This window comes from Bacillus sp. JJ1521 (assembly GCF_036965165.1).
GTDB lineage: Bacteria > Bacillota > Bacilli > Bacillales > Bacillaceae_L > Ferdinandcohnia.
In genome coordinates this window covers 83,270-96,676 of the sequence record NZ_JBALOX010000001.1, presented here as the reverse complement: position 1 = coordinate 96,676, position 13,407 = coordinate 83,270, and the positions used below count along the sequence as shown (strand labels likewise).

The window sequence follows — 13,407 nt, the reverse complement described above, 5'->3', positions numbered from 1 at the left end:
GTTCGCCACAGGACGTGGCGGTGTTAGTCGATGTTCCTTAATCCGGGCTTCTTGCGCTTTTCTTATTATAACGCAAGAAAACCGCTATCTCCAAATCACGTTATAAATAACAGGAAATAAGCGGCTTTTCTATATGGTTTGGAGACGAATCTCCAATCTATTTAATTAGACGTTTAAACTTGAAAAAGGTTTCGGTTTCTTACGCTTTTCCAGAAGAACCAAATTCACGCATTTTGCCTTTAACTGTTTCACGAATAGCATCACGAGCAGGACCTAAGTATTTACGTGGATCATACTCTTCTGGCTTAGCAGCTAATGCTTCACGAACTGCTTTAGCTGAAGAAATTTGATTTTCTGTATTTACATTTATTTTAGCTGTTCCAAGAGAAACTGCTCTTTGAATATCTTTTGTTGGAATACCAGTTCCACCGTGAAGTACTAGTGGCAAACCAGTCTTTTGTCCAATTTCTTCCATTTCTTTGAAACCAAGATTTGGTTCACCTTTGTAAGGACCGTGAACAGAACCTAATGCAGGTGCCAAGCAGTCGATGCCAGTGCGATTAACAAGATCCACACACTCATTTACATCTGCATAAATAACACCTTCAGCGATTACGTCATCTTCTTGTCCACCAACAGTACCAAGCTCAGCTTCTACAGAAACTCCGTGGAAGTGTGCAAGCTCAACTACTTTAGAAGTAATTGCAATGTTCTCTTCATATGGGTGATGAGAAGCATCAATCATAACAGATGTGAATCCAGCATGAATTGCTTTTGCACAGTTTTCGAAAGAAGAACCATGATCAAGATGGATTGCAACTGGAACTGTAACCTTATAGTCTACCATTAGGGCTTTTACCATTGCAACAACGGTATTGAATCCACCCATATAACGGCCAGCACCTTCAGAAACACCTAGAATAACTGGTGAATTTTCTTCTTGTGCAGCTTGTAAAATCGCTTGTGTAAACTCAAGATTGTTTAAGTTAAATTGGCCTACTGCATACCCTTCTGCTTTTGCTTTTTCAAGCATTTCTTTCATTGAAACCAAAGGCATGTGAATTTCCTCCTTTTGTACCGTTTTTTATGTAGGGTTTTGTCCCTATACACATAGAACCACGGTAAGAACACCGAGGTTAATTGTATACCTATTCCAAAGATTTCGTATCACCTAATAGAATGACCGAAACAAAATCATAATATGTAAGATCAAGATAGAAAACATGACAAAAAGCACATAAAAATGCCTCTTGTGTTAGGAATAGCAACAATACAGTACTAAGCATATCACAAGATTTTGATTTCGCAAGAGACCAATGTTACGCGGTTTTCACTATGAAGCGTTTCCATTTTGATAACAACGCGGTTTTGTATTTTTTGTGATTTTTATTCAGATTTTAAAGGGATATTTGCCCTAACTGCTTCACGTAGCTCATCGATGTCAAATGGCTTTGCAAAATGGGTAATTGCTCCCAAATCCTTTGCTTCTTGGATCATATCAAGCTCACCGTATGCTGTCATAATAATAACCCTGATTTCTTGATTCATTTTTTTAAGTCTTTTTAAGATTTCAATCCCATCCATACCAGGGATTTTCATATCTAGTAATACTAAATCTGGAGAGTGTTTTTGAACGATATCAATCGCTTGTACTCCATTAGCTGCTTGGAATGTCTTGTAACCTTCTTTTTGAAAAACTTCGTTTAACAGTATTCGTATTCCGTATTGGTCATCCACAATTAAGATTTTCTCTGACATTCTGTAAAAACCCCCCTTAAAATAGATAAAAAAGTAATAACTGAATTGCTTTGTTTTTTACGTTTTGTTTTTCGAATATTATTATATCGTTATTCATTTTTAATTCTACCAATAGTAACAAATTTCCTTCTTTTTACACAGAAAACTTTTATTTCAAGTACCGAAACAATTTTTATCAACATTATTCCACATCATTTCTTATTTTTTTCGTATAACGTTATAATGATAATATATGGAAAAAAGGAATTTCATTCAGCAGAATTCTGCAATGAAATTACAGCCTCCGGCGGATGCCACAGATTATCAATGGAATCTTTTCGAACAGTAAGATCAAAGACTAAAAACGTCACATCCTGTGGACCTAAAATCTGGGCGCAATACGCCATGGCGCATTTGATTAAATTAGAAAGGAATTTTACTTCTATGTTGAAAATTTTTACCACACAGCTCCAGGGACATTTTAATCGGATTATGGAAAAAGAGGAAATGAATATGGAGGATGGCGCAAGAATTCTTGCACAGTCTGTTGTTAGCGATGGTGCGATTCTCGTTCATGGCTTTGGTGAAATGGCTGCCGTTGTAACTGAGGCATTATATGGCGCTGAACCGCTAAAGTCCGCTAAGCCTTTATTTGATAATGGAAAAATGAATGAGATTGAGGGTGTTGACTCTGTTCTGTTAATCACCCGACTTTCAACTGATGAAGATGCCATCAAGCTTGCGGAAGAACTTCGTGGCAAAGGTATTCAGACAGTTGCGATTTCGGCAATTGTAAAAACAGAGAGTGAACGTACTCTTGTAAACAGTGTTGATATCCATATTGATTGTAAACTCACAAAGCCACTCATTCCGGATGAAATAGGGACTCGCTTCGGCTTTCCAAGTGTGATGACAGCCTTATATGCCTATTTCGGATTAAAATTTACAATCAAAGAAATGGTCGAGGAATTTGAATAAAGTACTTTAGTGAAGGACTAAACCAAGCATAATTTTAATTGGAATGGTCTTCATAAAGTTGATGAAGGACCGAATGAAATTAACTTTCGATCGGAATGTTCTTCATAACCCCGATGAAGGACCAAACGAGACCCACTTTCAATCCGAATGGTCTTCATAGCCCAGATGAAGGATCAAACGAAGCACACTTTTGTTCGGAATGTCCTTCATCCAACCGAACCTCATAAAAAAATGGCGAGTGTCTATTCACTCGCCATTTCGTATATATACGTATTACATTTTTTCAGCGTTTGCTAAAGATGCTCTGATAAATTCTCTAAACAATGGTTGTGGTCGGTTTGGTCTTGATTTAAATTCTGGGTGGAATTGTGAAGCCACAAACCATGGGTGGTCTTTAAGCTCGATAATTTCCACAAGACGTCCGTCTGGGCTTGTCCCTGAGAAGACAAATCCTGCTTCTTCCATTGCTTGACGATAATGATTGTTAAATTCATAACGATGACGGTGACGCTCATAAACCACTTCATCATTGTAAGCTTCAAATGCCTTTGTGCCCTCTTCAATTTTACAAGGGAAAAGTCCAAGTCGAAGCGTTCCACCTAAATCTTCAATATCCTTTTGCTCTGGTAAAAGATCAATGATTGGATGTAGAGTATCCGGATCAAGTTCTGCAGAATGTGCACCTTCTAAACCTAGTACATTACGTGCAAATTCAACAGAAGCTAGCTGCATTCCAAGACAAATACCTAGTAATGGAGTTTTTGTCTCTCTCGCATATTTTAGGGCTGTAATTTTTCCGTCCACTCCGCGGTCACCGAAGCCGCCAGGAACAAGAATTCCATCTGAACCCTTTAGTAATTCTTCCACATTTTCATCTGTTACATCTTCAGAATTAACCCAATTGATGTTAATATCTGAATCAAATGCATAACCGGCATGCTTTAACGCTTCTGCTACTGACAGATACGCATCTTGAAGCTCCACATATTTTCCGACCAACGCAATATTTGTTGTTTTTGTAAGGTGTGTCACTTTCTCAACAAGCTTAATCCAATCTGTCATGTCTGCTTCGTGGCAATCTAGTTGTAGATGCTCACATGCGATTTGGTCAATGCCTTGTTGCTGAAGAGATAACGGGATTGAATATAAAGTTTCCGCATCACGGCTCTCAAAAACGGCTTTTGCATCGATGTCGCAGAATAGTGCAATTTTATCCTTCATATCTTCTGAAATCGGCATTTCTGTACGAAGGACAATAATGTTCGGCTGAATACCTAGGCTACGAAGCTCCTTCACACTATGCTGAGTTGGCTTTGTCTTCATTTCCCCCGCTGCTTTAATGTATGGTACAAGCGTACAATGCACATACATTACATTACGAGAGCCTACGTCACTCTTAATTTGTCGAACAGCTTCTAAGAATGGTAGCGACTCAATGTCTCCAACAGTACCACCGATTTCGGTAATGACGACGTCTGCATTTGTTTCACGACCAGCACGAAATACTCTTTCCTTAATTTCGTTTGTAATATGCGGGATAACCTGAACGGTTGCACCTAAATAATCACCGCGACGCTCTTTCTTTAAGACAGTTGAATAGATTTTACCTGTCGTCACGTTGCTATATTTATTTAGGTTAATATCGATAAAACGCTCATAGTGTCCTAAGTCAAGGTCAGTTTCAGCGCCGTCATCAGTAACGAACACTTCACCATGCTGATATGGACTCATTGTTCCAGGGTCTACGTTAATATATGGGTCAAATTTTTGAATCGTTACATTCATCCCTCTGTTTTTCAACAAACGACCTAAAGATGCGGCAACAATCCCTTTTCCAAGGGACGATACAACCCCACCTGTTACAAAAATATATTTTGTCATCTTTCTTTTTCCCCCAATCATGTAATTAGTTAAAGTTTGTGCAATTGTTTCATTTTGTATAAAGAAAATATTCACGGGGGTAATTGGATTTCACACACCGTACCTTTTTACCCTATAAAATAAAAAAGCTCCTCTTACAATATGTAAGGGAGCGAAACTTGTAATATGGTTTCGTAGATACTCTTTTTTTAGAGCCCAAAAAGTATTCTACCGAGTTAAGATTAAAAAGTCAATATGAAGTTTAAGTGGAATTTGGTTACAATCATCTCTACAGAGATTAGTCCTCTTCCTCTTCTTCATCTAGTTCTTCTTCGTCTTCCTCTAACTCATATTCTTCATCATCCAATAACTCTTCATCATCTTCATCGAATTCTTCTTCATCGTCGTCGATGTCATCAAAGTCCTCATCTTCCTCATCTTCATCGTCGATATCATCAATTTCTTCGTCTTCTTCATCGTAATCTTCTTCAAAATCAAGATCATCTTCGTCAAGGTCATCGAAGTCGATAAGATCGTCATCCTCGTCCTTTTTCTTCTTAGACTTTTTCTTCTTCTTCGGCTTTTCAGTATGAATAACCTCTTCATCGATTTGCTCATATGGATACCATGTACGAAGTCCCCAACGGTTATCGCCTAATGTAATAAAACGACCATCGATATTAATGTCTGTATAAAACTGAGAAATTCTTGTGCGAAGTTCTTCTTCGGAAAGCTCTAATACCTTTGCTACTTCGTCAACTAGCTCGTTAAATGTAATCGCATCTTTTCTCGCTATAAAAATCTCATACGCTACTTCAAGCATTGACATTTCTTTTATTTGCTCTGGTGAGTATTGATCGAGACTCATCAAGGCACTCCCTTTCTATGTATCCTGATAATAACTTGTGAATATTATTTTAACGTTGAACTGCTAGATAAAAAAATAAAAAAGAGTTCTGTAAAATACATATCATTCATTATAAACAAAATCAACCACTTTATGCCAGTCTATTCATTTTTTAAGGCTGAGTCATCTATTTTTGACCCAGCCTCGATCTTTTTCTACATATTTCTACGATATTGTCCGCCCACCTCATAAAGTGCTTGGGTGATTTGGCCAAGACTTGCAACCTGTACTGTTTCCATTAACTCCGCAAAAATATTTCCGTTGTTAATGGCAACCTGTTTTAGTTTGTTCAATGCTTCTTCTACTTTATCCTTATTTCGGTCCTGGAAATCTTTTAAATTGTTAATTTGAAGTTCTTTTTCTTCCTTCGTTGCTCGGGCAAGCTCGATATTATTTAAATCCTCTTCTGTAGGTGGATTTGGATTCAAATACGTATTCACCCCAATAATCGGAAGCTCTCCTGTATGCTTCTTCATTTCATAATACATCGACTCATCTTGAATTTTGCCACGCTGATACTGCGTTTCCATCGCACCAAGAACCCCACCACGGTCATTCAGTCGATCAAATTCCTGAAGCACGGCTTCCTCAACCAATTCAGTGAGTTCCTCAATAATAAAGGACCCTTGCAACGGATTCTCATTTTTCGTTAAGCCATGCTCTTTCGTAATGATCATCTGAATGGCCATTGCACGTCTTACCGATTCCTCTGTCGGTGTTGTAATTGCCTCATCATACGCGTTCGTATGAAGCGAATTACAGTTATCCTGAAGAGCCATAAGCGCCTGTAAGGTCGTACGAATATCATTAAAATCAATTTCTTGAGCGTGCAACGAACGACCTGATGTTTGAACATGGTACTTCAATTTTTGACTGCGTTCATTTGCCCCATACTTCTCTCTCATCACGGTTGCCCAAATGCGACGTGCCACGCGTCCAATCACCGTATATTCCGGGTCTAGACCGTTACTGAAAAAGAAGGAAAGGTTTGGCGCAAAATCATTAATATTCATACCACGACTGAGATAGTACTCTACATACGTGAACCCGTTTGACAATGTAAAAGCAAGCTGTGAAATGGGGTTCGCACCCGCTTCAGCAATATGATAGCCCGAGATTGATACGGAATAATAGTTGCGCACTTTGTTGTCAATGAAATACGCTTGGATATCCCCCATCATTCTAAGGGCAAACTCGGTAGAAAAAATACATGTGTTTTGACCTTGGTCTTCTTTTAAAATATCCGCCTGAACGGTTCCACGAACAGTTTGGAGAGTTTTCGCACGAACTTCTTGGAATTCTTCTACTGTTAAAATACGACTAAGTTCCTGCTCTCTCTTTTCAACCTGCTGGTGAATCGCTGTATTCATAAACATCGCAAGTATGATAGGCGCTGGACCATTGATTGTCATCGAAACGGAGGTTGAAGGCGCACATAGGTCAAAGCCGTTGTAGAGCTTTTTCATATCATCAAGCGTACAAATACTGACACCACTTTCGCCGACTTTTCCATAAATATCGGGACGATATGCCGGGTCCTCTCCATATAACGTAACTGAGTCAAACGCTGTACTTAAGCGTTTCGCGTCATCATCCTTTGATAAATAGTGGAAACGGCGGTTTGTTCTTTCAGGGGTTCCTTCACCCGCAAATTGGCGCTTCGGGTCCTCGCCTTCTCGTTTAAACGGAAAGACGCCAGCCGTATATGGGAATGCCCCCGGAACATTTTCCTTATAAACCCATCGTAAAATTTCACCGAAATCCTTGTAGCCTGGTAAAGAAATTTTCGGAATCGATAGACCTGATAGGCTTTTCGTTTTTAAAATCGTAACAATTTCCCGATCGCGAATTTTCGTAATGAATTTCTCACCCTTGTAGGTTTCCTTTGTGGCTTCCCAGCTTGCAAGGATTTTTTTCGATTCATCGGAAAGCCTTGCTTCATACTGAGATTTTAAGGTTTCAAGGGTTGTCGCGACTTCTGTATTTCCAAGCTCATTCACACTTTCGATCGTTCCGGTAATTTGGAACAGCTTTCGAGCAATTTCCACCTGCTCTGCCGCCTTTTTATGATAGTTTCGAACCGTGTCTGATATTTCTCTTAAATAATAACGGCGGTCATTTGGGATAATCACGTTTTGTTTTTGAACATCTGCTGTTTTCTCAAAAGACGTTTCCCAATTCGTGCCCATTTTTTGATTGATTCGATCAACTAAATTAGCAAAAAGGGCGTTCGTCCCAGGGTCATTGAATTGACTCGCAATTGTGCCGAACACTGGCATTTCTTCATAGTCTTTTTCAAATAAAAGATGACTGCGCTGGTACTGTTTTTGGACCTGACGCTTTGCATCCTCCGAACCCTTGCGCTCGAATTTGTTAATGACAATGAGGTCGGCATAGTCAATCATGTCAATTTTTTCGAGCTGTGAAGGAGCACCGAATTCACTTGTCATCACATACATTGCGATGTCACAAACCTCTGTAATCTCAGCATCCCCTTGCCCAATTCCGCTCGTTTCAACAATAATTAAGTCAAAGCCAGCTGCTTTTACGACCGCAATCGCATCCTTGATGGCGAGCGATAGCTCTGATTTAGAACCCCTTGTTGCGAGGCTTCTCATATAAACCCTTGGATTAAAAATCGCATTCATACGAATACGGTCACCAAGGAGCGCACCACCTGTTTTTTGCTTTGTTGGATCAACAGAAAGGATCGCTACCTTTTTATCATCAAATTCATTGATAAAACGGCGAATTAGTTCGTCTGTAAGTGAGCTTTTTCCAGCACCACCCGTACCTGTAATCCCAACAACAGGAACGCTTTTCTCAAGGTCTTTAATTTTTTGAATGATCGTTTCTGCAGCAGCAGCCGTTTCATCTATGTTACCAATTTGATTTTCAGCAATCGTGATGAGCTTTGCGATTGTCTTGTAATCACCTTTTTCAAGAAGCTCAAGCTCATCCGTTAGCTCAGTGCTCGTTGGATAATCACAATCCTGTAGCATCTTGTTGATCATCCCTTGAAGCCCCAAGACACGGCCGTCCTCTGGTGAAAAAATGCCGGCAATCCCGTATTCATGAAGCTCCTTCATTTCACGAGGGATGATTACACCGCCTCCACCGCCATAAATGCGGATATGGGACGATTCCCGTTCCTTCAGAAGATCATACATATATTTAAAATATTCCACATGGCCACCCTGATAGGAGGAAATCGCAATCCCCCCGGCATCCTCCTGAATTGCCGCATTGACCACTTCCTCCACGGAGCGATTATGCCCTAGGTGAATGACCTCAGCCCCGCTCGCCTGCAAGATTCGGCGCATAATATTAATGGACGCATCATGTCCATCGAATAGACTTGAAGCCGTCACAAACCGCACATGGTGCTTAGGACGATACACTTCCACCGTACTCATTTCTACTCCCCCAGTCCTATTAAGAAAAGCTTAATGCTTCGTCTATCGGCGACAAGCACAAGAAAAGCGCTGACAGAAGGCGTTCTTTTGCCTTCAGAAGCGATTGGCTTGTGACCTCGAGCCGATAGCTTCTTGAGCTAGACAATTACTCTATTTTTCGATTCCCCTTAATAAAAGCTCTGTTTGTATCTCAATATATTCTTCAAGTGTGAAAAGCTTGCGCATCGCCCAACGGCGAAACCCCCACATCTGACCTTGCACGAAAATATTATGAGCAACTAACTCGACCTGCTTCTTCGGCAATTGAAACTCCCCTTTTGCGATACAGTCCTCAATCGCTTTTTCAAACATGCCGACCATCTCCACTTCCTTATTCAGCACATATGGAAGAGCATCCTTCGAAAGTGATTTTGCCTCCTGATAGAGTACAAGAACCTCGTCCTGCATCTCATCCATAACAAGGAAATAATTACGAATCGCTAGCTTTAGACTTTCAATACTGCCTTCCTTTGTGTTGATGGCTTGCTGCATGCGCTCCTGAACCTGGTCATAGATGCTGTCTACGACCAAATAGAGAACATCCTCTTTCTTTCGGATATATTCATAAAGTGTACCGATGCTAAAGCCGGCCGCTTTTGCAATCTCTCTCGTCGTTGAGCGATGAAACCCTTTTTCCTTAAAAAGGGTGACCGCTCCCTTAATCATCTGGTCCCGTCGTTTCTTGATCAGCCGCTCATCCTTTACCGAAGCCGGTACATCATTCCTACGCATCCTATCACCCCTTGTTGGGGAAAGGGCACAAGTACACGGAACCTGTCCCCCTTACCCGCTAATTATTTTGTTAGCATTCTTGAGATTACAAGACGTTGGATTTCTTGTGTACCCTCATAGATTTGGGTGATTTTTGCATCACGCATGTAACGCTCCACCGGATAATCCTTTGTATAGCCATAACCACCAAAAACCTGAACGGCTTCCGTTGTCACCTTCATCGCAGTGTCCCCGGCAAATAATTTTGACATTGCCGATTCCTTTCCATATGGAAGTCCCTCTGATTCCAGCCATGCCGCTTGATAGGTTAATAGACGAGCCGCCTCAACATTTGTTGCCATATCCGCAAGTTTAAAGCCAACCCCTTGTTGGGCTGCAATTGGCTTACCAAACTGGACTCGTTCCTTCGCATAATCGGTTGCAGCATCAAGTGCACCTTGCGCGATCCCGACCGCTTGTGCAGCAATTCCGTTACGACCACCATCAAGGGTCATCATTGCAATTTTAAAGCCTTCTCCTTCTTCCCCGAGAAGATTTTCCTTAGGTACACGGCACTCTTCAAAAATAATTTCTGTTGTTGGGGATGAACGAATGCCCAGCTTCTTTTCCTTTTTCCCAACAGAAAAACCAGGGAAGTCGCTTTCGATGATAAATGCGCTCGTTCCTTTATGCTTGGAGGATGAATCTGTTAATGCAAACACGACATAGATGTCTGCAATTCCGCCGTTTGTGATGAAGATTTTAGATCCGTTTAGCACGTAATGGTCGCCTTCTAATCTAGCAGTTGTTCTCATTCCACCTGCATCAGAGCCGGAGCCAGGCTCGGTTAAACCATAAGCACCAATTTTTTCACCCTGTGCCATTGGCCGCAAATATTTTTGCTTTTGCTCCTCACTGCCAAACTTGTAGATTGGCCAGCCTGCAAGTGATGTATGTGCGGAAAGGGTTACCCCTGTTGATGCGCAAACTCTTGATAGCTCCTCAACCGCGATACAATACGCCAAATAGTCACTGCCAATACCGCCATATTCCTCTGGCCACGGAATCCCGGTTAATCCAAGTTCCGCCATTTTATCGAAAATTTCACGGTCAAAGCGTTCCTCTTCATCACGCTCTGCGGCAGTTGGCGCCACTTCATTTTTAGCAAAATCACGAACCATTTTACGAATCATTTCATGCTCTTCTGATAATTTAAAGTACATAGATGGTACCTCCACTTAAATTGAATGTTAGTTTTTGTGATGATTTACGTTGGCGTTAGGACCGATATGCGTATGCAACCGGATTTTTGCGTCGTTTTAAGGTTATTGCGTCAATCTCGGCGGATTTGCATCGATTTCCGATTATTTACGTCAATCACCACGGATTTGCGTCGATTTCCAGATATTTGCGTCGCTCTCTACGAACTTGCGTTTTATCCCTAGACATTTGCGTCTTAACCCAATTATTTACGTCCACCGCCTTTGCACATTACCCCATTACAAATTCTTACTGATGACAATTCTTTGAATTTCGCTGGTGCCCTCGTAAATCTCTGTTATTTTCGCATCTCGGAAGAATCGTTCTACCGAATAATCCTTGGTGTAGCCATAGCCACCATAAACTTGAATAGCCTCCGTTGTAACTTCCATCGCGGTTTTAGATGCAAACAGCTTTGCCATCGAAGATTCCTTGTCACAAGGCAAACCTTGCGCGCGTAAAAATGCTGCGCGATAGACAAGTAGTCTCGCAGCTTCCACCGCTGTCGCCAAATCCGCCAGCTTAAAGCCAACACCTTGCAAGGAGGCGATTGGTTTCCCGAATTGGTGACGCGCCTTCGCATACTCCACTGCATGCTCGAGGGCTGCCTCAGCAATTCCTAAAGCCTGAGCGGCAATGCCGATTCGACCAATACTTAGATTGGCCATCGCCACCTTAAAGCCATCGCCTTCAACACCTAGAATATTTTCTGCTGGTACTTTCACATCCTCAAGCGTAATTTGCAGGGTACGTGAGCCGAGGAGACCCATTTTATGCTCATCTTTACCGAACACAAAGCCCGGGGTATTTTTTTCAACAATAAAAGCAGTAATTCCCTTGCTACCAGACTCAGCAGGATTGGTGCGGGCAAACACAATATACACATCTGCTTCCCCGCCATTTGTAACGAAAACCTTTGAACCATTCAACACATAATGGTCGCCTTGCTTTACAGCCCTTGTTTTTAAACTTGCGGCATCTGAGCCTGCGCTCGGTTCTGTGAGGCAAAATGCCCCAAGATATTCGCCACTTGCAAGCTTTGGAACGTATTTCTGCTTTTGCTTTTCTGTTCCGAAATATAAAATGGGGTGTGTTCCAACTGAGGTATGAACGGATAAGATAACACCGATCGTCGCACTCACCTTAGAAAGCTCATTAATTGCAATAATATAAGATGTAAAATCCATCCCAGCTCCGCCATATTTTTCAGGGGTTGTAATTCCCATTAGTCCAAGGGAGCCCATTTTTGAAAGAATTTCTCGTGGAAACTCTCCATTCTCCATGTTTTCCACAAATGGTGCGATTTCCTCTTTTGCGAAATAACGGACCATTTTTCGCATCATATCTTGTTCTTCTGTAAAATGAAAATTCATGTTGCTTCCCTCCAATGTGGGATCTAGATGATGTGGGTTGTTTGTAAGAGTTGTCACCCTGAGTTCACCCCTATCCTTCGTAAGTATAGAAACCTCGACCTGATTTTTTACCTAGCCAGCCTGCCTTCACATATTTACGAAGCAATGGACATGGTCTGTATTTGTCATCGCCGAAGCCTTCGTGAAGGGTCTCCATAATATAAAGACATGTATCGAGGCCGATAAAATCAGCAAGTGTTAACGGCCCCATCGGATGGTTCATCCCTAGTTTCATCACTTCATCGATCGCTTCTTTTGTGGCAACACCTTCATAAAGGGTATAAATCGCTTCATTGATCATCGGCATTAAAATGCGATTTGACACGAATCCCGGGAAGTCATTTACTTCCACTGGAACCTTGTTCAACGTTTTTGTCATGTCTTCAATGACCTGATAGACTTCATCGGCTGTCGCTAATCCGCGAATAATTTCGACTAATTTCATTACTGGCACTGGATTCATAAAATGCATGCCAATTACTTTTTCTGGGCGCTTTGTTGCCGCCGCAATTTCCGTAATTGGGAGAGAGGAAGTATTTGTTGCTAAAATAGCGTTCTGAGGTGCAATTTCATCTAGTTGAGAGAAAAGCTTTGTTTTGATTTCCATATTTTCGACGGCTGCTTCAATGACAAGGTCGACATCACTTGCATTTTGTAGGTCAAGTGATGGTGAGAGTCTATCTAGAGTTGCTGATTTTTCTTCTTCATTCATTCGGCCTTTATCTACTTGGCGGGTAAGATTTTTCGTGATTGTCGCAAACCCTCGATCTAGGTATTCTTGTTTTAAGTCATGGAGCTTGACATCATACCCTGCCATTGCACAAACTTGTGCAATCCCTGAGCCCATTTGTCCTGCACCAATTACCATTACTTTTTGAACCTTCATCAAACATACCTCCTTAAATTTATACTTCAACCATTATCGCGTCGCCCTGGCCTCCACCACTGCAGATGGCTGCAATTCCGATACCTCCGCCACGGCGTTTTAATTCATGAATTAGTGTGATAATAATTCTTGCTCCACTCGCCCCGATGGGATGACCGAGTGCTACTGCCCCACCGTTGACATTTATTTTTTCAGGATCAA

10 protein-coding genes and 1 pseudogene are annotated in these 13,407 nt (G+C 41.4%); 1 reads left to right on the top strand and 10 read right to left on the bottom strand.

Annotated features, from left to right (window positions below):
* Positions 1–199: 199 nt before the first annotated feature.
* Positions 200–1,057 (bottom strand): class II fructose-bisphosphate aldolase, encoded by an 858-nt coding sequence (locus tag V7147_RS00455; RefSeq protein WP_335365895.1) that lies wholly within the window; start codon positions 1,055–1,057, stop codon positions 200–202.
* Between the two features lie 329 nt (positions 1,058–1,386).
* Positions 1,387–1,758, bottom strand: a complete 372-nt coding sequence (locus V7147_RS00450; RefSeq protein WP_335365894.1) for a response regulator — start codon at positions 1,756–1,758, stop codon at positions 1,387–1,389.
* Positions 1,759–2,181: 423 nt separating this feature from the next.
* On the opposite strand from V7147_RS00450, the gene V7147_RS00445 reads away from it, so the two are divergent.
* A complete protein-coding gene (locus V7147_RS00445; RefSeq protein WP_335365893.1) occupies positions 2,182–2,715 on the top strand; it encodes a DUF2529 domain-containing protein in 534 nt (177 codons plus the stop codon).
* A gap of 273 nt (positions 2,716–2,988) precedes the next feature.
* Here V7147_RS00445 and V7147_RS00440 read toward each other — a convergent pair whose 3' ends face one another.
* From V7147_RS00440 to V7147_RS00405, 8 genes and pseudogenes are all read right to left on the bottom strand, one after another.
* Positions 2,989–4,596 (bottom strand): CTP synthase, encoded by a 1,608-nt coding sequence (locus V7147_RS00440; RefSeq protein ID WP_335365892.1) that lies wholly within the window; start codon positions 4,594–4,596, stop codon positions 2,989–2,991.
* A 277-nt stretch (positions 4,597–4,873) separates the two neighbouring features.
* On the bottom strand, positions 4,874–5,443 hold the full coding sequence (rpoE, locus tag V7147_RS00435; RefSeq protein ID WP_335365891.1) for a DNA-directed RNA polymerase subunit delta: 570 nt from the start codon (positions 5,441–5,443) through the stop codon (positions 4,874–4,876).
* Positions 5,444–5,637: 194 nt separating this feature from the next.
* Positions 5,638–8,898: a fused isobutyryl-CoA mutase/GTPase IcmF gene (gene icmF, locus V7147_RS00430; protein ID WP_335365890.1), complete on the bottom strand. Its 3,261-nt coding sequence runs from the start codon at positions 8,896–8,898 to the stop codon at positions 5,638–5,640.
* A 150-nt stretch (positions 8,899–9,048) separates the two neighbouring features.
* Positions 9,049–9,669 carry a TetR/AcrR family transcriptional regulator gene (locus V7147_RS00425; protein ID WP_335365889.1) on the bottom strand — a complete coding sequence of 207 codons (621 nt, stop codon included), beginning with the start codon at positions 9,667–9,669 and terminating at the stop codon, positions 9,049–9,051.
* Between the two features lie 62 nt (positions 9,670–9,731).
* Complete coding sequence (locus V7147_RS00420; RefSeq protein ID WP_335365888.1) at positions 9,732–10,871, bottom strand: acyl-CoA dehydrogenase; 1,140 nt, start codon at positions 10,869–10,871, stop codon at positions 9,732–9,734.
* Between the two features lie 276 nt (positions 10,872–11,147).
* Positions 11,148–12,281 carry an acyl-CoA dehydrogenase gene (locus V7147_RS00415; RefSeq protein ID WP_335365887.1) on the bottom strand — a complete coding sequence of 378 codons (1,134 nt, stop codon included), beginning with the start codon at positions 12,279–12,281 and terminating at the stop codon, positions 11,148–11,150.
* 70 nt (positions 12,282–12,351) lie between these two features.
* Positions 12,352–13,206 carry a 3-hydroxybutyryl-CoA dehydrogenase gene (locus V7147_RS00410; protein ID WP_335365886.1) on the bottom strand — a complete coding sequence of 285 codons (855 nt, stop codon included), beginning with the start codon at positions 13,204–13,206 and terminating at the stop codon, positions 12,352–12,354.
* Between the two features lie 19 nt (positions 13,207–13,225).
* Positions 13,226–13,407: pseudogene (locus tag V7147_RS00405) on the bottom strand (acetyl-CoA C-acyltransferase); the annotation flags it as partial.